This is a genomic window from Paenibacillus crassostreae, from assembly GCF_001857945.1.
GTDB lineage: Bacteria > Bacillota > Bacilli > Paenibacillales > Paenibacillaceae > Paenibacillus_AQ > Paenibacillus_AQ crassostreae.
In genome coordinates this window covers 1,547,586-1,573,087 of record NZ_CP017770.1, presented here as the reverse complement: position 1 = coordinate 1,573,087, position 25,502 = coordinate 1,547,586, and the positions used below count along the sequence as shown (strand labels likewise).

23 protein-coding genes and 1 riboswitch are annotated in these 25,502 nt (G+C 39.5%); of the genes, 20 read left to right on the top strand and 3 right to left on the bottom strand.

What is annotated here, in order from left to right:
- Positions 1-2: 2 nt before the first annotated feature.
- Both pheT and LPB68_RS07530 read left to right on the top strand, forming a co-directional pair.
- Positions 3-2,453: a phenylalanine--tRNA ligase subunit beta gene (gene pheT, locus LPB68_RS07535; protein ID WP_068654203.1), complete on the top strand. Its 2,451-nt coding sequence runs from the start codon at positions 3-5 to the stop codon at positions 2,451-2,453.
- Positions 2,454-2,701: 248 nt separating this feature from the next.
- Positions 2,702-4,288, top strand: a complete 1,587-nt coding sequence (locus LPB68_RS07530) for a cell division protein ZapA (protein WP_068654201.1) — start codon at positions 2,702-2,704, stop codon at positions 4,286-4,288.
- Between the two features lie 67 nt (positions 4,289-4,355).
- On the opposite strand, the gene LPB68_RS07525 is transcribed toward LPB68_RS07530, so the two are convergent.
- Both LPB68_RS07525 and LPB68_RS07520 read right to left on the bottom strand, forming a co-directional pair.
- Complete coding sequence (locus LPB68_RS07525; protein WP_068654199.1) at positions 4,356-4,745, bottom strand: cupredoxin domain-containing protein; 390 nt, start codon at positions 4,743-4,745, stop codon at positions 4,356-4,358.
- A gap of 249 nt (positions 4,746-4,994) precedes the next feature.
- On the bottom strand, positions 4,995-5,351 hold the full coding sequence (locus LPB68_RS07520) for a phage holin family protein (protein ID WP_068654197.1): 357 nt from the start codon (positions 5,349-5,351) through the stop codon (positions 4,995-4,997).
- A gap of 150 nt (positions 5,352-5,501) precedes the next feature.
- On the opposite strand from LPB68_RS07520, the gene LPB68_RS07515 reads away from it, so the two are divergent.
- The 13 genes from LPB68_RS07515 to LPB68_RS07455 all read left to right on the top strand — a co-directional run bounded on the left by LPB68_RS07515 (position 5,502) and on the right by LPB68_RS07455 (position 17,609).
- Positions 5,502-7,865: an endonuclease MutS2 gene (locus LPB68_RS07515; protein ID WP_068654195.1), complete on the top strand. Its 2,364-nt coding sequence runs from the start codon at positions 5,502-5,504 to the stop codon at positions 7,863-7,865.
- 119 nt (positions 7,866-7,984) lie between these two features.
- Positions 7,985-8,524 carry a hypothetical protein gene (locus LPB68_RS07510; protein WP_068654192.1) on the top strand — a complete coding sequence of 180 codons (540 nt, stop codon included), beginning with the start codon at positions 7,985-7,987 and terminating at the stop codon, positions 8,522-8,524.
- A gap of 156 nt (positions 8,525-8,680) precedes the next feature.
- On the top strand, positions 8,681-9,181 hold the full coding sequence (locus LPB68_RS07505; protein WP_068654190.1) for an Lrp/AsnC family transcriptional regulator: 501 nt from the start codon (positions 8,681-8,683) through the stop codon (positions 9,179-9,181).
- A 13-nt stretch (positions 9,182-9,194) separates the two neighbouring features.
- A complete protein-coding gene (locus LPB68_RS07500) occupies positions 9,195-10,406 on the top strand; it encodes an aminotransferase class I/II-fold pyridoxal phosphate-dependent enzyme (RefSeq protein WP_099458633.1) in 1,212 nt (403 codons plus the stop codon).
- A 114-nt stretch (positions 10,407-10,520) separates the two neighbouring features.
- Positions 10,521-10,781: an aspartyl-phosphate phosphatase Spo0E family protein gene (locus tag LPB68_RS07495; protein WP_068654188.1), complete on the top strand. Its 261-nt coding sequence runs from the start codon at positions 10,521-10,523 to the stop codon at positions 10,779-10,781.
- Positions 10,782-10,879: 98 nt separating this feature from the next.
- Positions 10,880-11,419 (top strand): hypothetical protein, encoded by a 540-nt coding sequence (locus tag LPB68_RS07490; RefSeq protein ID WP_068654186.1) that lies wholly within the window; start codon positions 10,880-10,882, stop codon positions 11,417-11,419.
- An 82-nt stretch (positions 11,420-11,501) separates the two neighbouring features.
- Positions 11,502-12,068, top strand: a complete 567-nt coding sequence (locus LPB68_RS07485; RefSeq protein ID WP_068654185.1) for a cob(I)yrinic acid a,c-diamide adenosyltransferase — start codon at positions 11,502-11,504, stop codon at positions 12,066-12,068.
- Positions 12,069-12,071: 3 nt separating this feature from the next.
- Entirely contained in the window at positions 12,072-13,055 is a 984-nt protein-coding gene (locus LPB68_RS07480; RefSeq protein WP_068654183.1) for an RluA family pseudouridine synthase, read from the top strand.
- A gap of 5 nt (positions 13,056-13,060) precedes the next feature.
- The gene (locus LPB68_RS07475; protein ID WP_068654181.1) at positions 13,061-13,423 is read left to right on the top strand and encodes an arsenate reductase family protein; all 363 of its coding nucleotides are present in this window, start codon (positions 13,061-13,063) and stop codon (positions 13,421-13,423) included.
- Between the two features lie 90 nt (positions 13,424-13,513).
- Positions 13,514-14,401, top strand: a complete 888-nt coding sequence (locus LPB68_RS07470) for a 5'-3' exonuclease (RefSeq protein WP_099458632.1) — start codon at positions 13,514-13,516, stop codon at positions 14,399-14,401.
- 6 nt (positions 14,402-14,407) lie between these two features.
- On the top strand, positions 14,408-15,520 hold the full coding sequence (locus LPB68_RS07465; protein ID WP_068654258.1) for a phosphodiester glycosidase family protein: 1,113 nt from the start codon (positions 14,408-14,410) through the stop codon (positions 15,518-15,520).
- Between the two features lie 25 nt (positions 15,521-15,545).
- On the top strand, positions 15,546-16,427 hold the full coding sequence (locus LPB68_RS07460) for an ROK family protein (RefSeq protein ID WP_068654179.1): 882 nt from the start codon (positions 15,546-15,548) through the stop codon (positions 16,425-16,427).
- A gap of 168 nt (positions 16,428-16,595) precedes the next feature.
- Positions 16,596-17,609 (top strand): HRDC domain-containing protein, encoded by a 1,014-nt coding sequence (locus tag LPB68_RS07455; protein ID WP_068654177.1) that lies wholly within the window; start codon positions 16,596-16,598, stop codon positions 17,607-17,609.
- A 61-nt stretch (positions 17,610-17,670) separates the two neighbouring features.
- On the opposite strand, the gene corA is transcribed toward LPB68_RS07455, so the two are convergent.
- Entirely contained in the window at positions 17,671-18,606 is a 936-nt protein-coding gene (corA, locus tag LPB68_RS07450; protein WP_068654175.1) for a magnesium/cobalt transporter CorA, read from the bottom strand.
- Positions 18,607-19,122: 516 nt separating this feature from the next.
- Positions 19,123-19,250, top strand: a riboswitch (SAM riboswitch).
- Between the two features lie 197 nt (positions 19,251-19,447).
- On the opposite strand from corA, the gene metA reads away from it, so the two are divergent.
- The 5 genes from metA (at position 19,448) to LPB68_RS07425 (ending at position 25,162) form a co-directional block, all read left to right on the top strand.
- Positions 19,448-20,383: a homoserine O-acetyltransferase MetA gene (gene metA, locus LPB68_RS07445; RefSeq protein ID WP_068654173.1), complete on the top strand. Its 936-nt coding sequence runs from the start codon at positions 19,448-19,450 to the stop codon at positions 20,381-20,383.
- Positions 20,384-20,403: 20 nt separating this feature from the next.
- On the top strand, positions 20,404-21,582 hold the full coding sequence (locus tag LPB68_RS07440; protein WP_068654171.1) for a PLP-dependent transferase: 1,179 nt from the start codon (positions 20,404-20,406) through the stop codon (positions 21,580-21,582).
- A gap of 2 nt (positions 21,583-21,584) precedes the next feature.
- Positions 21,585-22,760, top strand: a complete 1,176-nt coding sequence (locus LPB68_RS07435) for a trans-sulfuration enzyme family protein (protein ID WP_068654169.1) — start codon at positions 21,585-21,587, stop codon at positions 22,758-22,760.
- A 111-nt stretch (positions 22,761-22,871) separates the two neighbouring features.
- Entirely contained in the window at positions 22,872-24,005 is a 1,134-nt protein-coding gene (gene mqnC / locus LPB68_RS07430; RefSeq protein WP_068654167.1) for a cyclic dehypoxanthinyl futalosine synthase, read from the top strand.
- Positions 24,006-24,256: 251 nt separating this feature from the next.
- Positions 24,257-25,162 (top strand): putative sporulation protein YtxC, encoded by a 906-nt coding sequence (locus LPB68_RS07425; protein ID WP_068654165.1) that lies wholly within the window; start codon positions 24,257-24,259, stop codon positions 25,160-25,162.
- The last annotated feature ends 340 nt before the right edge of the window (positions 25,163-25,502 follow it).

The following is a 25,502-nucleotide window of genomic DNA, read 5'->3' as shown; positions in this document are numbered from 1 at the left end:
TCATGAAGGTATCTATGGAATGGCTGAAAGATTACGTTGCATTAGAGAACGTAGTGGCTGAGGAGTTAGCAGAACAAATTACACGTGCAGGTATAGAAATAGATGAAGTAGAGAATCGCAATAAAGGCGTAGATAAGATCGTTGTTGGTTATGTAGTGAGTAAGGAGAAGCACCCTGATGCTGACAAATTGAATGTATGTATTGTCAATGCAGGTCAGGAAGAAGAGTTACAGATCGTGTGTGGTGCTAAGAATGTCGATGTGGGCCAAAAGGTTCCGGTTGCGCTGATTGGTGCTAAAATGCCAGATGGCATGCAGATTAAAAAGGCGAAGCTTCGTGGAGTACTATCACAAGGAATGATCTGTTCTGCCAAGGAATTGGGACTTAATGATAAGTTACTTCCAAAAGCCCAACAGGAAGGAATACTAGTCCTACCTGATGCTGTAGAGATTGGCACACCGATTAGTGATGTGCTTGGTTTAGATGACTATGTGCTTGAGTTCGATCTTACACCTAATCGTTCGGACTGCTTAAGTATACACGGTGCAGCATATGAAGTTGGAGCTATTCTAGGACGTGAAGTTCATATTGCTAATCCTATAAATGAGACTCATGAAATAAGCGATGCGGCTTCTAATCATATTGCAGTTCATATTAGTACTCCAGAATGTTGTAATCATTATGCGGCTCGATATATTTCGGGAGTGAAGATCACTTCATCACCGCAGTGGATGCAGAATCGTCTTATGGCTGCGGGGGTGCGTCCCATTAATAATATCGTAGATATTACGAATTACGTCATGCTTGAATATGGTCAACCACTTCATGCCTTTGATGCAGATAAGTTGCATAATGGTTCGATTGATGTGCGACTTGCAAAAGCTGGCGAAACGTTGATTACGCTAGATGGACAAGAACGTAAGTTGGAACCACATATGCTTCTTATTACCGATGGCGTAAAACCCGTAGCGTTAGCAGGAGTTATGGGTGGAGCGAACACAGAAGTGACAGAACAAACAGTGAATATCTTGTTGGAATCGGCTCATTTTGATGGTGGGGTCGTTCGTAAAACATCTCGTCAATTAGGTCTTCGTTCAGAAGCGAGTCTACGGTTTGAGAAGGAAGTTGATCAAGGTGCGATTATTCCTGCGTTGAACAGAGCTGCTGCACTTATAGAACGATATGCAGGTGGGGAAATACATCAAGGTATTGTAGAATCTGTAGGTGCTCCTATTGAAGAAGTAATCATTGCATTGAGTCTAGATAAATTGAATCGGATTCTAGGTACGGAATTATCGATGTTGGAAGTAAAGACGATATTTGATCGTCTACATTTCGATTGTGCAGAAACGGCTCATGGGGTTATCGATGTCAGTGTTCCAACTCGCCGCGGTGATATTACTAGTGATGTTGATCTTATGGAAGAAATTGCAAGACTTTACGGATATGATAATATCCCGACGACTCCGATTGAAGGTCCTACAACACCAGGAGCATATAGTAAGCCGCAAGCCTTACGTCGTGATATTAGAAGATTGTTAGCGAATGGTGGATTGCAGGAATTAATTAGCTATTCTTTCACTCATCCAGATCTAACAGGTATATTCCCTATATTATCGAAAAATAATAACCCAGTTAAGCTGTCTATGCCTATGAGTGAAGAACGTAGTGTATTACGTACAAGTATTATTCCTCAATTACTAGATGCTGCAACTTATAATGTGAATCGGAAGCATCCAGATTTAGCATTGTTTGAAATAGGGAGTATCTTCTTATCCAAGGAAAAAGTTTTGACTACACAGCCAAAAGAGCTACCGGTGCTATCTTTACTACTAAGTGGTAATATAGGGCAGAAGCAATGGAATGTGAATCCGGTGAAGGCGGATTTCTTCGATCTGAAGGGAACGCTCGAAACATTATTTAATTTCCTTGGACTACAAGACGCGATCACTTATGTAGCCAATCAGCCTGAAGGTTATCATCCCGGACGTTCAGCATCAATCTATCTAGAGAACAATAGTGGTGGGAAAATCTTATTAGGTTCACTAGGTCAGGTGCATCCTCAATTACAACTTGATCGTGATTTAGAAGATACGTATGTTGCTGAAATCTTGCTACAACCTCTGTATGATTACACTAATTATGAGGTGAAATATCAGGAATTACCGAGATACCCCTCTGTGGAGCGTGATATAGCTGTAGTTGTAGAGGCTAATATTGAAGCAGGAGCACTTCTATCGAAGATCCGCGAAGTAGCAGGTGGATTACTACAGACTGTACAGGTATTTGATGTATTCACAGGAAGCAAATTAGGTGAGAACAAGAAGAGTATCGCCATTTCACTTGTATACCGCCATCAAGAGCGTACATTAACCGATGAAGAAATTACGACGGTGCATGCTACAGTAGTAACGGCATTGGAACAATCTTTTGCTGCGGAATTAAGAAAATAGAAGGAATAGAACATAGTCACATCGAATCCTTAGACATAAAGATTTGATGTGACTTTTTTTCCTGAAGGAAAACTGATAAAATTTACTTGCTTCATCAAGCATAAACGCCTTCGACGTCCTTATAAGGACGGTAAGTGTTTAAGCGAGAAATATAAGTCATAAAGTATAGCGTAAAACTTATACTTTCTTACATTTCAAAATAAATAAGACATCTAAGAGTCAACACACATATGAAGGAGGGAACAACAGTGAATTTACCCGATCGTAATAGCGTTACCGTGGAAATCTACGGGACTTCTTATAAAATTGTTGGAAGTAGTTCTGACTATATGAAAAAGATTGCGTTATATGTCGACGAACGAATGAATACTATTTCTAAGAATCACTCCCGGTTGGATACGCCAAAAATTGCGGTTCTCGCTGCTGTACATATGGCTGAAGAAGCTATCCAAATGCAGGAAGTCCGCAATGAGTTAAAGATGCTTACTGGTGAGCGGAGCGAACTGAAATCGGAGATTGTACAACTTCAAGAGAGTCGTGCTGAACAGGGGAAGCAACTTATTAGTCAGCAAGAGCAGTTCGCTATAGCGATGAAGGATAAAGAGGAACTTCAAGCCGAGTTCATGCGTGTGAAATCTGAATTAGAGAAACAACTTGATCATAACAAGTCTTTGCTTAGTCAAGAGACACTTAAGAATCAACAACTAACAGACAACCATAATAATCAAGAGAATAAGCACAAACAATCCCTTCAGGATGTGGAGAAGAAATTAAACGACCTTCGAAATAGCAATGCTCAACTACAATCGAAGTTGAGTCAAGCCGAGAAGGGCCTGAAAGATGCCCAAGAAACTCATGTACAATTGAATGAGAAACATAAACAATCCCTTCAAAGAGAACAAACTTCGAAGGATGAACAAGCTACCCTACAAAATCAGGTTGTCAAATTAAATCATGATGTTAATACGTTGCAAGCAAACTTAACGCAATCGGAAACGAAATGCCAGAGTATTCAAAAGTCTCTTGATGAGCAAACGGCTTCGTCCCGTAAACTTGAAGGAGAAGTAAATAAGTTACTGGCAGAAGTGAAATCATGGAAGATGTTAGCAGATACAAGGAACAAAGAAATTGCTGATTTAGAACAACGTATTGTAGAGACGAATGAACAGAATGAGACACTTGAAGTTGGGATGAAACAACTTCATGATGAATTAAGCATCATGAAAGAGCAAGTTGTGTTAGAACTTAATAGCCGTCAGTCAGCTGAGAGTGAATTACTGCATCTTCAGCAACAGTACGAGGAAGTACAAGAGGCGTATCGTAATACACAGAAGCGTGACGAGGACGCTAGATTAGAGATTGTTATGTTGACCGAGGAAAAGGCAGAGAGGGAACGATTATTGAATGAGTTACAGGTGAAAGTAACAGAAACAGCTGTACTCGAAGCAACGAAACAAGAAGAGCTTAATGCCGTGCGGCGTTCTCTTGAGAACTATAAGGAACAATATCAGCAAATGGAAAGTCAACGTTTAGGATGGGTCGAAGAGGAACAGAAGCTGAAGGAGGAACTCGAACTTTGGCAACAGGAGATCGCAGCCACAGAGCAGAAGAAAGAAGAACTTCGTTCAGGAAAAGAAACCGTCGATCTAGAATTGCGTGAAATTGGAGAATCCTTTGAGTTAATGGCTCATCAATATCGACTTTTACAGGTGGAATATGATATGCAACTAGAACAGGCAAAACAGTTTAAAGAAGATCATTCCAAGCTTGATGAAGAGTATAGAAAATTGCAAACGGAATATAATGAGTGGATTGAACTGATTGAACAAGATTAATAGTGATAAAGACATAAATAAGATCCCCCATGTGAAGGAAGGACTAATCATGGGGGATTGTAGTATTTTATTCTACGATTAATTTAGATACCATACCACCGTGGCCGGTTCCGCAAAATACGGAGCAGATGATTTCATATTCACCTGTTTCATTGGGTGTGATAACTGCAGAAGCTTTTTTAGTGGATAGTTGAAGATTCAATCCAGGAATCATTACTCCATGATTACCTTCTTCATTCTCGAATACGATCTTTACAGGTACACCTTTTTTAATGTGATATTCTTGTTGGTCGAAGTTATAATTTACGGCCTTTATAACTATTTCCTCAGCTGGAGCAATTCCAGTGTCAGTAACCGCATCATTAGAGGAATTTGTGGAGGTTTCTTTTCCACCGCCGCAAGCAGTCAAGGCAATCAGTAATACACAACTCATAATAAATACAAGTGCTTTTCTCATATTCCGTTCTCCTTCAAAGACAATAATGTGACAAATATAGTAATATCATAGCTTATATAAACTATATTTGCACATTTTGATTTGAATGTTTAGTGAACAAAACGTATAAAAGAATGAAAGTTTATTATAGATTTTTATATTGTTTTCTTAATACAGGAAAGCCCCTGTTATAAACAGGGGCTAATCTGGAATGGATTCTCAAGATCGAAATAAAGAATCGATAAATGAGGGTCACACTTGATAAAGGAATTATCTATTCTCGCGAGCTGCATCATAAGGCGTTGCAACCGGTATGAAAAGGTCGATAATTCCAATGACCAGCGCAGCGAGTAAGGCACCTAGTACGGTTACTTCGACCCCGCCAACGATGAACTGGGCAATATAAATGACCACAGCACTCACTAGAAATCCAACGATTCCTCGACCGAACGGATTTATTCGTTTACCGAATATTCCCTCGATAACCCAGCTTAACAAGGCGATTACTAGAGCGAGTACAAGAGCGCTCCAGAACCCTCCAATTGAAAATTGTGGAACGATCCAACCCACAATCATTAATACAATTGCGGCTACAATGAATCTAACGACATGACCCAGGAAATGCATGTAACGGCCTCCTTTACACATGATCTCATTGTTATGCAAGAGTTATTGTGTTCAATTATGGGGAACTTATTCATATGAAGATTCATGAATAGCGAATTTGAAGTGCTTTCGTTATAATAAAGTGAAGATTGAAAGGAGTAGTGAACACTCTTGGATGACAAGATTTTACAGAAATTGGAATATCGCAAGGTATTAAATAAATGTTCAGGTTACACTCAGACAAGCATGGGTAAACAGATGGTTGAAGAACTTAAGCCTGTGACGAATATAGAAGCAGTAATACAACTATTGAAAGCTACAGATGAAGCCTATACGGTAGATCGGTTAAAGGGGACACCTCCATTTGGTGGGATTACCAATATTTCAGATGCCGTGAAGCGAGCACAGTTAGGAGGGACTTTGAATCCTCATGAATTACTTGCTGTGAGTAATACAACTTATGGATCTAGAAGAATTAAACGCTTCATTACGAACATCCACGAAGATGAAGAAGTGAATATTCTGAATGCACTTAGTGAAGGAATTTCAGAACAGAAAGTTCTTGAAGATGCCATTAAGTTATGCATAGATGATAGTGCCGAAGTTATGGACTCAGCAAGTTCAGAACTCGCACAAGTACGAAGAGAGCTGAGATCTGGTGAGATTCGTATTCGTGAGAAATTGGACTCGATGATTCGTTCGTCGTCAGTCTCTAAGATGCTTCAGGACCAACTTGTGACGATACGTGGGGATCGGTTCGTTATACCTGTTAAGGCAGAGTACCGGTCTCATTTCGGTGGAATTGTTCATGATCAATCGGGTTCGGGTGCAACACTCTTTATTGAACCAGAGGTTATTGTGGCAATGAACAATAAACTGAAAGAACTACATATGCGAGAAGAGCGTGAAATTGAAGTAATCCTGCAGAAATTAACAGCCCTTGTTGGTGATCAGGCGGACCTATTAATTATCGATATCGATCTGGTAGGTCAACTGGATTTCATATTTGCTAAAGCGCGATTAGCTCATGTAATGAAAGCAACGATGCCAACAATGAATGATCGTGGATACTTGAAGTTGAGAAAGGGAAGACACCCACTCATTCCTATGGATCAAGTTGTACCCATTGATGTGGAGTTAGGTAATTCGCATACTTCAATTATCGTGACAGGCCCTAATACAGGCGGGAAGACTGTGACATTGAAGACAATTGGACTATTAAGTTTGATGGCAATGTCAGGATTATTTGTACCAACAGAAGAAGAAAGCCAGTTATGTGTATTTGATGCCATCTTTGCAGATATTGGTGATGAACAAAGTATCGAACAGAATTTGAGTACATTTTCTAGTCATATGACTAACATAATTCGGATATTGAAGCAGATGACACCCAAGAGCCTTATTTTACTTGATGAAGTAGGTGCTGGGACAGATCCAGCGGAAGGATCAGCTCTTGCAATTTCTATTCTAGAGCATATCCATCGATATAACTGTAGGATGGTCGCCACGACACATTACAGTGAGTTAAAGGCTTATGCTTATGAACGTAAAGGTATTATTAATGCGAGTATGGAATTTGACGTAACTACGTTGAGCCCAACTTACCGTTTACTCGTTGGCGTACCCGGCAGGAGTAATGCATTCGCTATTGGTGAACGATTAGGATTACCGCAGAATATATTAGACTACGCTCGGGGTGAAGTGAAGGAAGAAGATATGCGGGTCGAGCATATGATTGCCTCTTTAGAAGAGAATCGACACCGTGCTGAGGATGAACGAGTAGAAGCTGAGAAGCTACGAATGGAAATGGAAGTATTAAGAAGTACGCATCAACGGGAACTTGCGAAGTTGGAACAATCGCGTGATAAGCTTCTGGAGAAAGCGGAAATTAATGCCCAAGAAATAATTGATAAAGCTCGTTTAGAGGCAGAAAGAATTATTTCTGAATTACGGGAGCTTGCGATGGCTGAAGGTGCCTCGGTCAAAGAACATAAGTTGATCGCAGCGCGTAAACAATTGGATGATGCGGAACCCAAACAGCGAAAGAAAAGCACAGCAAAGAATCAAATTAAAGTTCGAACAATTGAGGCCGGGGACGAGGTAAGGGTATATAGCCTCAATCAAAAGGGACATGTTGTAGAGCTAACTGGAAACAAAGAAGCACTTGTACAATTAGGAATAATGAAAATGAAGGTAAGTCTAGATGATTTAGAACTCTTAAGTGCTAACAAGTCTGATAAACCGCAAATCAAGAAGCAAGTTACAATGGTTAAGCGTACTCGAGATGAGAATGTACGAACAGAATTGGATCTACGAGGGGACAATCTGGAAGAAGCGTTGATGGAGGTAGATCGTTTCATTGATGAAGCTTTCTTAGGGAATCTAGGTCAGGTCTATATTATTCATGGTAAGGGTACAGGGATATTAAGAAGTGGTATTCAAGAGTATCTTCGTAAACATAAACATGTCAAAAACTATCGTTTAGGTAATTATGGTGAAGGTGGGAATGGTGTAACGGTAGCTGAGTTGCATTAATACACAGCAGTAGGAGGATTATGCCTATGAAAAATTTGGCGCGCATATTATTTGTCGCTGCTGTTCTGTTTTTTGTAGCGGGTATTATTTATTTGAAGAATAGCTAGGGGGACAATAACATGGAAACAACAGTATGCCCGTGGTGTCAGACGGAAATTGTATGGGATGAAGAATTAGGTCCTGAATCTGAATGTCCGCATTGCCAGAATGAATTGAATGAATATCGTACACTCAATATAGATATTGATACAGAAGAGGATGAGTTAGCTACACCTAAATTGTCTCATACGTATGATGAACCAACGTCGATCGAACCATTCTGGGAGCAGGATATCATCAATGCTCCTGTAGCATTTCGTGCACTTGATAAATATGAGAGCAGTCATGATTTGATGAATTATGAAGAGATGGTTGAAAAGGTATTAGACCAACAAGAAGAAGTTCCAGAATGCCCTATCTGTCACGAATATATGTTGCTTACGGGTCAGCAGCAGATAACGGATTCTAATTTCCAACCGACTAAGGTATCCTTTCTCCAGTCAGCTGTCCTGCAACCACCTTTTACAGTAGATATCTATGTATGTTCTGGTTGTTTTCATGTCCATAATACACTATGTGAAGCAGACCGTTTAAGACTCATTGAAGGGTTAAGTAAGTAGGATATTAATTGATTTATTTCGTACAAGCTTAGGTGGAGCGGTTTATCTATGCATAAACATAAAAATATTGTAATATATGTATTAATCTCTTTTCTGCGGGTATATCCATTGTAACATTATCAGTGCCCACGAAAAGCAAGCACTGGAGGCTGACTTATGAAGGAACTTAATGACTTAAAGTTAAAGGTATTGGACCTGTTGAAAGAAGATGCTAGAAGAACACCGATTTTGATGGCTACGATGATAGGTGCTACTGAGGCAGAAATCGTAACAGCGATAAATGAACTTGAAAGTGATCATGTCATTGTGAAATATGCTGCCGTTGTAAATTGGAGCAAGGTCGAAGATGAGAAAGTGACAGCGTTAATTGAGGTTCAGATTACCCCTGAACGTGGACGTGGGTTTGAGGGAATTGCTGAACGAATATATTTATATCCTCAAGTGAAATCTGTTTATTTAATGTCTGGCGCGTATGATTTGCTAGTTGAAGTTGAAGGACATGACTTAAGAGAAGTAGCGAACTTCGTATCCGAGAAACTTTCGACAATCGATTCAGTTCTTTCTACGAAAACTAACTTTATTCTAAAAAAATATAAACAAGCTGGGATTATATACGAGGATCAAGAAGTTGAACCCCGTCTTATGATCTCACCATGAAGGAGTGAATGTGATGATCTTGAATGAAGAGGGTGCACAAGTGCAGAAGAAATCAATGGAGTCTTATTTAGCACCGCTCGTTAGAGATATCGCTCCCTCGGGCATTCGTAAGTTTTTTGACCTTGTATCTGCAAATAAAGATATTATTACACTGGGTGTAGGTGAGCCTGACTTTGTGACACCATGGCATGTACGTGAAGCTTGTGTGTATTCATTAGAGCGGGGACGGACCGGATATACATCTAATGCAGGAACACCTGAACTTCGAGAAGCTATTGGTCAATATTTATATGATAGTTTTAATGTCGCATATGAGCCCTCCAACCAGATATTAGTCACCGTAGGGGGGAGTGAAGCAATAGATCTAGCTCTTAGGGCATTGATTGTCCCAGGTGATGAGATACTTATTCCAGAGCCATGTTATATTTCCTATTCGCCGATCACAACTATCGGTGGGGGAATCCCTATTGGTATTGAGACAAATGCTGAGAATGGATTTAAACTAACAGCCGAGGGGCTAGAAGCGAAGATAACTCCGAAATCGAAGATATTAATGTTATGTTATCCAAGCAATCCGACAGGAGCAATCATGACATATGAGGATTGGTTGCCTATTGCTAAAGTGATTGAGAAACATGATCTCATTGTTATTTCAGATGAAATTTATGCAGAGCTTACGTATAGTGACAGTAAACATGTTAGTTTCTCCTCCATTCCGGGAATGAAAGAACGTACTTTACTGGTGAGTGGATTCTCTAAAGCCTTTGCTATGACAGGCTGGAGAATGGGTTATGTATGTGCACATGAGGACTTTATTGCAGCTATGTTGAAAATACATCAATATACAGTTATGTGTGCTCCTGTGATGGGCCAAGTGGCAGCTTTAGAAGCTTTGACCAATGGATTAAGGGAAAAAGATCGCATGGTAGAATCCTACAACCAACGCAGACGACTGATTGTTCAAGGTTTCCGTGATATTGGACTAGATTGTCATGAACCACAAGGGGCTTTTTATGCATTCCCTAGTATTCAAGAAACAGGGCTCTCATCCGATGAATTCGCACAAAGATTGCTCGTCGAAGCTAAAGTTGCAGCTGTTCCAGGCAATGTTTTTGGACTTGGAGGCGAAGGTTTTCTTCGTTGCTCATACGCAACATCAGTAGCTCAACTAAGCGAAGCATTAGAAAGAATAGGCGGTTTTGTTGATCACTTGAAAAAGGGATAGAACCATATAAAATATTATTTTTTATTTTTACAAAAAAATCACTGTTTCTAACAATGAGATATGCTATAATTTCCCTTTGTAAGCAAATATGAACTATCTAAGGAGGGATTTGAATTGTTTTGTGCTGATTATGACATACCCACATATCGGGGAAGTAATATCGCCGAAGGGAACCGTAATAAATGGTCATGCGAAACGATTGACTCTTTAGAAAGAGAGTTTACGTTGAAAGATGAGATTAGTCTTCTCCGTAAACAGATGGAACAACTATTCGTTCAAGAGCAATCGTTCACTTCAGATATTGTCATCAACATTAGTAGTTTACTAGATTTGAAAATCAATGAATATATGAGATACTTCTCATCCAAAAAATAGACTGATCAAAAAAAGAGACTCTTTTTAAAAGAGCCTCTTTTTTTGATCTATCGACCCAATATGATATATTGAATAAATTAGAGATGGGAGAGGACATAATGAAATTGATTGGAAAAATACTATTGATTGGAATGGCCTTGATGGTATTAGCAGGTTGTGGAAAGGATAATTCGAGTGTCTCCATATTTATAACAGATGACTTCTTAGATCCTTCTGAAATTAGAGAGCCTTTAACACAGAAATTACAAGAAAAGCTTGGTGAAGAGTTTAATATCAAGGTATCTACATCACCGATATACAATGAACAAAAAATATTGATTGAATATGCAGCTCGTGAACATGAGATTTTTATTCTCCCAGAAGATGTAATGAAGTTATATGCAATGGATGGAACTCATGTCGTGCTTGATCAGAATTTTGACGCTGAAAAGTACCCAACAGGAGTATTTGAAGCGGGTGTCCTAGATTCGAACACTGATGATGTGGCTATGGAGACGCATTTATTCGCTATACCTATTTCTGAAATGAAAGTATTTCAAGATTTGAATTACACACGAGAAGTTATGTATGCTACGATTCCTGTGTCAACAGATTCCATGGAGGACTCTATTAAATTGCTGAAAGCGATGATAGAATAGATTGTTCATTCGAAACATCACTTAGAGAAATATAGTAAAATGAATAAGTCTAACTTCTTATAATATGAAGGAGCTGAAAAGCGTGAAAGTATATACACGAACTGGGGATAAGGGTCAAACTTCTGTAATTGGAGGACGCGTAGCTAAGGATGATAACCAGGTAGAGGCTTATGGAACGATAGATGAACTGAATTGTTTTGTTGGACAAGCAATCAGTTTCATGGGTGATGATCAGATATTCGCTGACCTAAGGGAACAATTGTTAGAAATTCAACATGAGTTATTTGATTGTGGTGCAGATTTGGCTTTCGTGAATTTAAGCGAAAGTAAATATAAAGTAACTCCTGAATTAGTTGAGCGATTGGAGTTATGGGTGGACACTTGTGAGAAGGAAAATCCACCGGTAGAACGCTTTATTTTACCTGGGGGGCATATACTATCTTCTACACTCCACGTATGCCGTACAGTATGTCGCAGGGCAGAGCGCAGAACAGTTACTTTAGGTAAGGAGAAGGATATTAACCCCAGTGTACGTAAGTATTTAAATCGGTTATCTGATTATTTCTTCGTGATTGCTAGAACGGTTAATGCACGCAAGGAAGTAGCGGACATTGAATATGTTCGTAGTGCTAAGGTATTCAAAAGATAAAATATGAGCCAATATTATAATCCAATTACACACGTAGTTACCATTGAAGAAGACGGATGGATCCTAAAAAAACTATTACAGAAAAAGTTAAACATTTCCCGTAAATTGCTATCAAGGTTGAAATATACCGAGAAGGGAATCATGGTGAACGGGGAGAGAGTTTATATTAGCGTACCCGTAAGGAATGGGGATGTGGTTGAAATTCGGATGGAGCAGGAATCTTCAGAAGATATCCTGCCACAGGCTATTCCATTTGAAATTGTATTTGAGGACGATCATTTATTAGTTGTGAATAAAGAAGCTGGGAGAATTGTACACCCTACGCATGGTCATTATGTGGATACGCTTGCGAATGGAGTTGTTCATTATTGGCTAGAGCAAGGGAAGGCATATCGCTTCCGACCCGTTCATAGATTGGATCGAGAGACAACCGGGGTCTTGGTGATTGCGAAGAATCCATATGTGCATCAGCATATATCTGAGCAGATGATCGCAGGTACAGTGGATAAGAACTACTTAGCATTAGTTCATAATATTCCAAGTCTCTCTGAGGGATTGATCGATGGTCCTATTGATAGAGATCCTACAGAACCTCATCGGAGAATCGTTACGCCAACAGGTTATAGTTCTCTGACACGGTATTGGTTATTAGAGAAATATCAACAAGCAAGTTTGGTTCGATTGAAGTTAGAAAGTGGTCGAACTCATCAGATCCGTGTTCATATGACCTCGATTGGATGTCCATTGATTGGAGATTCATTTTATCGGCATCCTATCTACAATATGCTTGATATCGAACTGGAAGATCATTGTGATGATGAAGTAGTGATACTGGATAGGAGTATAGGGCGTCAGGCATTACATGCATATGAATTAACATTTATACATCCTATTCTGCATGAGTCAATGACCTTTACTGCACCACTACCATTGGATATGGAAATACTTCGTAATCAGTTACGTGGTGATTCGATTAAGGAGGAATAATATACATGAGTAAGCTTTTAATATATCAGTACCCGAAATGTGGGACATGCCGAAATGCAGTGAAATGGTTACAATCTAAGGGACATGAACTAGAGATGCGCAATATTTTTGAGGAACCTCCAACTGTCTCTGAATTAACTGTATTAATCGAGAAGAGTAGCCTTGATTTGAAGAAATTTTTTAATGTTAGTGGAGAAGTATATAAGGAAATGGGATTGAAGGATAAGCTACAGAATATGAGTCGAGATGAACAAATTGCTTTGCTATCATCGAATGGTAGATTGATTAAGCGCCCTATTGTAAGTAACGGAGAGCATGTGACCGTAGGATATAAAGAAGAGCAATATGCCGAAGTGTGGGGTAACTAATAGTTAATAAGGCTATTGTAGAGTTATGATATACTAGTGGTATCTGCGCCAATTTCGCGGAAGTCAGGTTATATAAGGAGCGGTAAAAGAGTGAATAGCAATAATCAACAATCTGTAATGCTAGTAGATGGGATGGCTCTATTATTTAGAGCATATTTCGCGTCGGCTACCAGTGGCTATATACGTCGAACCAAAGATGGCGTACCTACGAATGCTATCTATGGATTTGTGCGTTATTTTTGGGATGCTGTACAGACCTATGATCCAAGCCATGTTATTTGTTGTTGGGATTTAGGTGGTCCTACTTTTCGTGCAAAGGAATATTCAGCATATAAAGGGAACCGTTCAGAAGCACCAGATGATCTTATACCTCAATTCACATTAATTCGAGATGTCATAGAGAGTTTTGGAATACCTAATATTAGCTATCAAGGCTTCGAAGCAGATGATTGTATCGGAACCTTAGCTACCCAAATCAGTCAAAAAATGAATGTCATGATACTAACTGGAGATCATGATATGCTCCAACTCGTGAGTCCATCTACAAGTGTTATTATTATGAAAAAGGGACAGGGCAATTATAAAGTATATACGCCAGAATCTTTATACGAAGAAAAACAGCTCAACCCTCGCCAAATTATTGAAGTAAAGGCTCTTATGGGAGATACAAGCGATAATTATCCTGGTGTTCGTGGGATAGGAGAGAAGACGGCGTTGAAGCTTGTGCAGGAGTATGGGTCTATTGAGGGAATTCTTGATAACTTAGATTGCCTCTCCACAAGTGTACGTACGAAGATAGAGAATGATCTGGATATGCTACATTTATCACGTAAGCTCGCAGAGATTCATTGCAGTGTACCTGTCGAATGCTCAATCGAGGGCTGTCTATTTGAATTGGATAATGATCGAGTATCTTCTAAATTTGAAGAACTAGAGATGAAGAGTTTATGTCAGTTGATGGGAGTTGCGGTGGTTTAAGTGAGTATGTTATGGATTAAATCAAAGAAAAGACACTTCATTATTGGCTTACTAGTCTTCGTAATATCAGTATCTTATATTACGACAGGGAATTTGAATACATCTTATGCATCAACTGAACCTATTATCAAAAATAGTGTTAAAAAGGTAACGGTCAGTGGACGAAGTTTTAATGTGAATACTGTTGCTATTCCGAAGGGGACACCAGTAAGCGTTGGTCTTGCCAAGGGAGACGTTGGATTGACGCAGGACTTTAATGCGATTGTAAAGTCATATCGTGCGGAAGCTGCAATAAACGGAACTTTCTTTGAAGCTTATGGTGGGCCACCAGATCCATATGGTAACCTTATTGTAGATGGAAAAGTTGCTCATGTGGGACATTATGGAACGACTATTGGTTTTAAAGCTGATGGGACCGCACTTATGGATCATCTTAGAATGAGTATTAAGGGTAAAGTAACAAGATCAAAGGGGAGTCCGAGCGGATGGTATGTAACTTTTGTAAATCGTACTCCTGCAGTTAATGCTAATGTAAGCATTCTTTATACCGAAAATCGTGGAAGTCGAGTTGGGTTTAAGGGTGGTATTGCTGTTGTGGTAGAGAACGGTATCGTGGTGAAAAAGATAGTGAATGATAATGTCCTTATTCCGAAGAATGGATATGTTCTAGTATGTCTTGGTACCATGAAATCGATGACAGAACGTTTCGAGGTTGGAGCGGTTGTCGAGATGAATATTACTTATGAAAATGACAAGGGACAAGCTATAGCTTGGGAAGATGTTACTACAGCAGTGGGAGCGGGACCTAGACTTGTGAAGGATGGAAAGGTTGCATTATCTCCAGCCAGTGAAGGTTTCAAAGATCAGAAAATTCTAAGCAGTACGGCTGCGCGAAGCGGAATCGCCATTATGCCAGATGGTTCAGTTATCATTGCCACTGTCCAAGGGGCAACAATGAAGCAGTGGGCAGATGTAATGTTAAAGATGGGAGCTAAACATGCCATGAACTTAGATGGAGGAGCTTCTTCAGCACTTTATGGAGGCGGGAAAGTATTGACCCCAGCCGGGCGTTTGTTGAGCAATACGTTGGTTTTTGGTAAAACTGGAGGTAGTTCATAGTTAAATAAAAGGGGATGCATAAACCATGGGGTTATTAGGAGCGATTGAAGCTGGTGGAACTAAATTTGTCTGTGGGATAGGTACGAAAGATGGTAAAATTAAAGAAAGAATCAGTTTTCCAACAACAACACCTGATGAGACGATGGCTCAAGTGGAATCTTTCTTTACTGGACAAGAAATAGATGCTATTGGTGTAGGTTCATTTGGACCCATTGATCCGATTAAAAGTAGCCCTACATATGGATGTATAACAACAACACCCAAGCCTTTTTGGAGTCAATATAATATTGTGGAATTTATGAAATCAAAATTTAATGTACCCATAGGATTCGATACAGATGTGAATGGTGCAGCCTTGGGTGAACATTTATGGGGTGCTGGACAAGGCCTGGATAGTTGTATATATGTTACCGTTGGTACAGGCATAGGGGCTGGTGCTGTCGTTAATGGGCAAATGCTACATGGTCTATCTCATCCTGAAATGGGTCATATCATGGTCCGTCGTCATCCTGAAGATTCGTACGAGGGAACATGTCCTTATCATGCTGATTGCTTGGAAGGGCTTGCAGCAGGTCCAGCGATCAGTCACCGATGGGGGTTGCAAGGGGTTGAATTAGGTAAGGATCACCCAGCGTGGGAGATGGAAGCATATTATTTAGCACAAGCTTTAATGAACTATATATTGATACTTTCCCCGCAAAAGATCATTATGGGCGGTGGCGTTATGAAGCAAGAGCAACTTTTTCCTCTAATTCATCGCGAACTTCGCAGCTTGTTAAATGGTTATGTACAGCATGCTGCAATCGATAGTGATATAGAACAGTATATTGTCTCTCCTCAATTAGGCGATAATGCAGGATTATGTGGTGCATTAGCGCTAGCTAGATTGGCATTGGATGAAGTCTGAGACATGCAGGTTGCTCGATCAGATTGTGATTGACGATAACATAACATATGGTATTATAAGGATAACAGAATAACAAGTGTTAACAGAGGAAGCACCTCTCTTACTTTATTGTAAGAGGGGTGCTTTTTTTGTATATGTTATGCTGATTACATTGTAGGAGTGTTCGTGATGCAGATTGTGTTTATGAATCGTTTGACCAAAAGGTCTGGAAGTGATGAAGAGGCAGTCGCGCAAATATGGATTGGTGAGGAAGAGGGGCTATGGCATTTAGGATGGAGAGATATCCTTCTGGATGGGGATCTTAATGATTCATCATGGTATGAAGGAGTATCATGGGATGAGCTACTTTTCATCTATCGCCATGGCCTTGCGAGCAAACTTGGAGAAGGGTACCGCCCACTTATTCAAGGAATATTTCATGAAGATGATGAGATACGCTCACGCGGACAAACTATTCAGAAATTGTATTGTTATAGTGAGCTACATTCAGATGAGAATCTATATGCCGAGTTATGTGCATGGAGACGTAGACGAGCTATATCTGAACGCAAAGCACCCTATTTTATCGCTAGTAATAAGTTGCTTCGATTAATCAGTGCTTATATTCCGCAGCATGTTGATGAACTAATGCAGCTTCCTGGAGTGGGTCAGACTAAAGCTAGTGAATATGGCGCTGAAATTATAGAGATAACTGCTAAATTGGAACGTAAGCATACCTACCCATTGAATTGGGTATACACTGAATTAGATGAAGAGATATTCATGGCTTGGGTGTACAAACAAAAGGAACAGAAATATCAACAGGAACTTAATCAATATAGAATACGTCGGACTTTGTTAACCGGCATAGTAGCAGGGAAGAATTTAGAACAGTTAGAACAAGATTGTGGATCTCCACGCAAAGAAATCGTTGAAGCATTGGAAGAACTAGAGAAAGAAGGATATGATACAGAACAGCTTATACAACATGAATTACGGGAAATGCCAAAGGATGAGCAGATAGCTGTATGGTCAGCATTTGAAGAATTGGGAGACAATTTATTGAAACCGGTTCTCCAGAGAGTATATGGTGGGGATAATGATTCGGTTGCCAAAGATAATATTGATTTATGTTATGAACGTATTCGTATGATTCGTATTCAATTCCGTCGTAATCAAGGATTTAGACGGAGCGTAGGTTAAATAATGATAAAAGGACGAAGGATTCTCCAGAAGGAGCTTCTTTCGTCCTTTTTGTATAGAGTTAAATCCAATCTTTTTTGCGGAAAATAAGAAACATCCCAAAACCCAATGTTGCCATAATTCCGATGATCATGAAATATCCGTACTTCATATCCAATTCAGGCATATTGGTAAAGTTCATCCCGTATATTCCTGTAATAAGTGTTAATGGAATAAAAATGGTTGTTATGGCTGTAAATACCCTCATGATCTCGTTGGCACGGTTAGCAATACTGGACTGATAAGCTTCGCGTAAGTTGCCCATAAGATCGCGATAGGTTTCAAAAGTTTCTGCGATTTTCACTGCATTTTCATAAATGTCGCTGAAGTATTTCTGCAATTGATCATCGATCAGTCGAAGATCCTTCTTATTTAGAATATTGATGACTTCCTTCTGTGGACCTAGAACCTTTTTTAACCATAATATTTCACTGCGAAGTCCAATAATCTCAATAAGATGAGACTTCTTAGTATGCATAAGAATATCTTCTTCCAATTTTTCAATTTTGGCCTCGATCCGATCACCTACGGAGAAATAGTTATCGACAACTAAGTCAATCAGTAGATATAAGAATCGGTCAGGTTCGCTTACCTCTTGTTCCCATAGGATAGGCTTGAGTGTGCGGAGCTCATTTATCTTTTGATTCGTAACTGTAATAATATAATTTCTACCTAAGAATACGCTGAGGGAACGTAGGAAAATTTCCTCGTCATCAAAACGGATGCTGTTAATAACAATGAAATAATGATCTTCATAAATTTCAATTTTGGGGCGTTGTTCCTCTTCACTAAGACAGTCCTCTACAGCTAAGTCGTGTAAGGAAAAGAGAGGCTGCAGAATATTTAGATCCTCTGCATCAGCGTCAATCCAGTAGAATCCTTGCTCAGGGGCAGTTAGTGTTGCTTGAATGTCGTCTATAGGAGTAAATACTCCTGAATTAACCATCCGAATTTTCATCTTAATTCTCACTCCTTCATCCCATAAGTAATCATGGGTACGTATGGTATACGCGTAGAAAAGAGATCAGCGCTATCTTTATAGATAATTTATTGTAAGAGGGGTTACTTATCGAGTATGGAAAGAATGAATTACACCCTCTATTAATAGGCTGAATCTAGTCCTATGCAATTGTAATACAAGTCCAATTAGCTTGGGCCTCGGGTCGCCGTCCATTCTCCATCTCACCTCTTTATGATTAGTTTTTAGCACTTGTCTAGTATAACGTCCTGTAAACATCCTTTCAAGAAGAAATACAGGTTTCCCTTCAGCTATAGCATATGGGAATGGTCAGTTAAGGGTGTGAACCAAATATTAGTTTAATGAAAAGAAAGTCCTCTTCTTGCGTAAGTGAATAAAACATGTATAATAATGATAATATCCAAAACTAAATATTACTAATTAGCGAGATAATGATGTTCAATCGGTATCTGATACAGGTCTATAATCATTATCATTGACTAGTTAACAAGTTTTTTCTTATCAAGAGCAGGTGGAGGGACAGGCCCGATGAAACCCGGCAACCGGCGTTACAAACGCACGGTGCTAATTCTTGCAGGAAGATTTGTTGGAATTCCAAACAAATCCTTCTTGAGAGATGAGAAAGGCACATAGATTAACGATATGACCTTTCTCCAATGGAATATTTCCAATGGAATAAGGTCTTTTTGTTTATTCAGGAATCAATTTCATAATCGCTGATGTAGCTTAAATAGAGTCTATATAGTCTTATCTAAATGCGGTTTGCGTAATTATGAAATTTATTCAGTTTAACGATAATATCCAAAGGAGTGAAATTAGAATGCCAATTAAAATTCCAGACTTGTTACCAGCGAAAGAGATTCTCAATGGGGAGAACATATTCGTCATGGATGAAAGCCTTGCGTACCAACAAGACATTCGTCCTCTAAAGATAGCAATCTTGAACTTGATGCCTACGAAGGAGACAACGGAGACACAATTACTTCGTTTACTCGGAAATTCACCGCTTCAAGTGGATATTGTATTGTTACACCCAAGTACTCATGTGTCCAAGAATACATCTGAGGAATACTTAAGAACATTCTATAAAACGTTTGAAGAAGTGAAGAATAGTCGATTTGATGGTCTGATTATTACTGGCGCACCTGTTGAGAAAATGGAGTTCGAAGATGTTAATTATTGGGATGAGTTACTTGAAATATTCGATTGGAGTAAGACACATGTTACATCAACACTTCATATCTGTTGGGCATCACAAGCAGGATTATACTATCACTTTGGTGTTCCTAAATGGGATGTAGATGAGAAAATATTCGGTGTATTTGAGCATACGATTAACCAGCCTAAAGTGAAATTACTCAGAGGTTTTGATGAATTGTTTCATGTTCCACATTCACGGCATACAGAAGTCCGTCGCGAGGATATAGAAGGAATTGATGAATTAGAAATTCTGTCAGAATCAGAAGAAGCAGGCGTGTATCTTGTGGCGACAAAAGATGGTAAGCAGATCTTTGTCACAGGTCATTCAGAATATGATCCACTTTCATTGAAATGGGAATATGATCGTGATATAAACAAAGGGTTAGATATCGAAATTCCAAGACATTATTACCCGAATGATGATCCTAATAAAGTCCCGCCTGCTAGATGGCGAGCACATGCAAGTTTATTATTCGCCAATTGGCTGAATTACTATGTATACCAAGAAACACCATATGATATTGAAGAAACCAAGGAAATATGGCCCCAAATATAAGTGATGAGGAGAGATTGGATATGGTTAAGAAAGGTCTAAGAATAGAAAGTAGGCTAGCACAGATTGGGTCGGTGGAAGAACCAGTTACAGGTGCAGTTAATTTCCCTATTTATCAAGCAACAGCTTTTCGTCATCCCCAATTAGGTAAGAGTACAGGGTTCGATTATTCTCGCACCAAGAATCCAACTCGTAAAGTATTGGAAGATGCGGCTGCAGAGTTAGAGTCAGGCGATGCTGGTTTTGCTTGTAGCTCTGGTATGGCAGCATTACAAACGGTTTTTGCGCTATTCGGCCAAGGTGATCATTTGATTGTCTCTTTAGACTTGTATGGTGGAACTTATCGTTTATTGGAACGGATTTTATCTAGATTTGGAGTAAGTGCTTCCTATGTTGATACTAATGATTTGGAAGCATTGGAGAGCACTAGACGTCCCAATACAAAAGCAGTTTTTATTGAGACACCAACGAATCCATTAATGATGATCACGGATATTCGTGCTGTATGTAAATGGGCTTCCGAGCATCAACTGCTTACAATTGTTGACAATACATTAATGACCCCCTTATTCCAACGCCCAATAGAATTAGGTGCAGACATTGTAGTCCATAGTGCAACGAAATATTTGGGTGGACATAATGATGTATTAGCAGGATTAATTGTTACTAAAGGAAAAGAATTGTCTGAGGAGTTGTTCTTCTTACATAATTCGATTGGTTCAGTTCTTAGCCCCACGGATTCTTATCAATTAATGCGTGGGATGAAGACATTAGCACTTCGTATGGAACGTCATGAGAGCAATGCGATTCGGATAGCAGAATTCTTAACAACACATGTCGCAGTTGCTGAAGTGTTTCACCCTTATCTGAAAGATCACCCAGGACGTGTTATTCAAGAGGAACAATGTAGTGGGAATACCGGGATTTTTTCTTTTAAGGTGAAGGATGCCCGTTATGTTGAGCCGATACTCAGACATATTAAATTAATTGCCTTTGCGGAAAGCCTTGGAGGTGTGGAATCACTGATGACTTATCCTGCTGTGCAAACTCATGCTGATATTCCACTAGAAATTCGCCAAGCCATTGGTGTAGACGATACTCTTCTTCGTTTCTCTGTAGGTATAGAACATATAGAAGATTTGATTGCAGATCTTGGTGGAGCATTAGATGCTGCTCGTCAAGAAATTGAAGGGGGAAATTAAGGATGACAGATCAACAATCAAGTAAAAATATGAAAAACTTGAATTTTGCAACACGATTGCTTCATTTCGGTTCTGAAATTGACCGTACAACGGGAGCTTCAAGTGTTCCAATTTATCAGGCTTCTACCTTTCATCATGAAGATATCTTTAACCCTCCACAATATGATTACAGTCGTTCGGGTAACCCTACACGCCAAGCTTTGGAAGATTATATTGCTTTGCTAGAAGGTGGAGTAAGAGGATTTGCTTATTCCTCTGGAATGGCAGCCATTTCAAGTACTTTTATGATGTTATCTGCAGGGGATCATATGATTGTTACAGAGGACGTTTATGGCGGGACCTATCGTCTATTAACTAGCATTCTGAGTAGACTTGGAATTGAGAGTACCTTTGTAGATATGACAGATCTCGAGCAGGTGAAAAACGCACTGAAATCTAATACAAAAGCGGTTTACATGGAGACACCATCTAACCCTACATTAAAGATTACAGATGTTGCTGCCGTTACGTACTGGGCGAAAGAGCATAATCTTATAACGATGTTGGATAATACTTTTATGACACCTTACTATCAACGTCCTATCGAATTAGGAGTTGATATTATACTGCACAGTGCTACTAAATTTCTTAGTGGACATAGTGATGTATTAGCTGGGCTAGCTGTCGCTAGAACAGATGACATAGCTAACCAGCTTAAGCAATTACAGAATGGACTTGGAACCGTGCTAGGTCCACAGGATAGTTGGCTTCTTATACGTGGGATGAAGACGTTGGAAGCGCGCATGAAGCAAAGTGAGATCAGTGCAGGAAAGCTAGCGACTTGGTTAAGTGAAAGAAAGGATATTACGAATGTGTTCTATCCAGGCTTATCTGATCACCCGGGACGTGAAATTCATGAGAAACAGTCCACTGGGTATGGAGCGATAGTATCCTTCGATGTAGGTTCAGGAGAACGGGCGAAGAAAGTACTTAATAAAGTTCAGTTACCGTTAGTTGCGGTAAGTCTAGGTGCTGTTGAGAGTATACTTTCCTATCCAGCCATGATGTCACATGCTGCTATGCCGCTTGAAGTACGCTCGGAGCGGGGGATTACGGATGGGTTACTTCGTTTCTCTGTCGGACTTGAACATATTGATGATTTACTTAATGACCTTGAACAAGCACTCCAAGAGGACTAAAGAACAGCACCGTTCATAACGGTGCTGTTTTTTTGTAATGATAATATGGTAATATGTACGAATATAGATGTTTAGTCATAGAAATAACTGAAATCATGGGAGGTTTCCATTATGAATACGGTAGATCGTATATTAGATAAGGCTGTCCGGGGTGAACGTATCAACCTCGAAGAAGGTGTAAGGCTATTCGAAAGTGATGAAATTGAGAAATTAGGATATACAGCAGACATTCTAATGAAGCGAATGCATCCTGATCCGATCACGACTTTTGTTATTGGACGTAATATTAACTATACTAATTTTTGTGATACATATTGCAGATTCTGTGCATTTTATAGACCACCGGGTTCAAGTGAAGGTTATGTATTACCTGATGAAACGATCCTTCAGAAGATTCAAGAGACTGAGGATGTTGGAGGTACCGAGATTCTGATGCAAGGGGGTACAAATCCGGATCTACCATTCAACTATTATACGGACTTGCTTAGAAAGATTAAACAACGTTTCCCTAACATTACGATGCACTCCTTCTCACCTGCTGAAATTCGTAAGATGCAAGAGGTATCGGGATTGTCGATAGAAGAAGTTGTTCGTGGGCTGCATGAAGCGGGGTTGGATTCTCTCCCTGGAGGCGGTGCGGAAATTCTTGACGATCGTATTCGTAAAAAGATTAGCCGCCTCAAAGGAACATGGCGCGATTGGATGGATGTGATGCAGATTGCGCATAAACAAGGTATGAATACTAGTGCCACAATGGTCATTGGTTTTGGTGAAACGATGGAAGAAAGGGCTTTGCATATGTTGCGTATTCGCGATGCTCAAGATGAATGTATACAAAATAAGTATAACTCCAAAGGGTTTTTAGCATTCATACCATTTACTTTCCAACCGGATAATACTAATTTTGTACGTGAACGTGAGACACCGGAAGCTTATTTGAAAACAGTAGCAGTGGGGCGTATCCTATTAGATAATGTTCCGAATCTACAATCCTCATGGGTGACCATGGGTCCTGAGATTGGTAAATTATCTCTAAGTTATGGATGTAATGATTTCGGTAGCACAATGATGGAGGAGAATGTAGTATCCTCCGCTGGAGCCGTCCATAAAGTAAATATCGAGTCCATCATAGGACTTATTCGAGATGCTGGTAAAATTCCAGCACAACGTAATACGAAATACGATATTTTAAAAATATATGAAGAAGGAACAACCGTCGATCGTGACTTTGTCATGCAGAATTAATCATTGTCAGATCACGGTATACCAAGAATGGCAGACCAAGGGAATAACACTTGGTCTGCCATTCAGTATTTCTGAATCATTTGATGGAGATCCATTTGAAATATTGCCCATCTATTGGAATGCTAAAGCGTGTGAGCATGCTTTATTATGACGTGATTGAGAAATGTTTGCTTGTTTTCCACCAACCCCTTCCGTATATCCTTTGTTCAGAGACCATATACTTAACAAGGATAACGAAAGGAGTGATCTCCATGTTGGTATTCAGTATTTCAACTACAACATTGACAACAGAAGAAGAAACAGCATTCCATCGAATTGTTACAAGAGTGAATGAAGAACTACATAAGAAATATAAGTCATTACAGCTGACTTGCGTTTCTGTTGAAGGCACTTCATATTGGCAATGTTCTGGGAATGAGCAGAGATCATTTAAAGGAGATAGTCTGCTCTTTATTTATCAGCAAGCTGCAAAAGCAACCGCTGAGCTTATTTTAGAATTGAAGGAACAACATATAATTAGAACCTTGCTTCGGAATGAATTCAATTTCTCTGGTAAAGATGAATCTGAGCGTATCATTGAACATTGTTTAGCGTTGTTGGAGAAAGGTGATGAATCACCGAATCCATCTTGGAATCGTCGGTTTCTGATGCTTGCAAAGAGCTTGCAGAGATGCTTTCAGGAAACTAATATCTTAAACATAGATGGATTTATTGCCTTTCGCCTTCAAGAATATGGTAAGGAACTTAGGGAAGTCATCGAATATACAGTTGATGAGTTCTTGGTGGATCGACAATATGAAGAGTTTGTTGGTCTTCTTAAATATTTCGTGTATTTCCAAGAGCCATTAATTCCTGTAGCTCATGTTGTTCATAAGGGAGGACTGGAATTATTGCTGTTTGATGAGAATATGAATCCATTGCTGCGGAGTGGACATGAATCTGTTTTTGTTGAGAGAATTAATCAGCAGGATATGGAGTTGGAAGATGCCGTCGTCAGTACGCTTATTTCTGTGTCTCCAGCCAAATTAATTATTCACACAAGAGATGCACAAATGCCAGCTGTGAAGACCTTACAGCAGATATTTGAGAAGAGAGTGGAGATATGTCATTATTGTCCTGAATGTCATGTCTTTTTTCGGGAAAAAGAGAAAATTTAACTTGACGTTTAGTGTCAACTAGAATTATAATGATTGTTAAATTCACTAAAAGCAATGAAAAAGACATGAACCATCTGGATAGGGCTGTTCAGAGAGAGGGAACATTTGGCTGTAATTCCCTTCAGTACCAACGTTGGTTTACCCCTTTGTAGCTGTGATTTTGAACTCCTCCGTCTTTTGATAGGAGAAAAGTAAGAATCGCCGGATCATTACCGTTAAATAATGCTGATGAAGGACATGACTGTACATTCTATGTTCATTAGATTGTATATTCGATTGTTAAATTAGGGTGGAACCACGGGTGATAACACTCGTCCCTTGACCGGGATGGGTGTTTTTT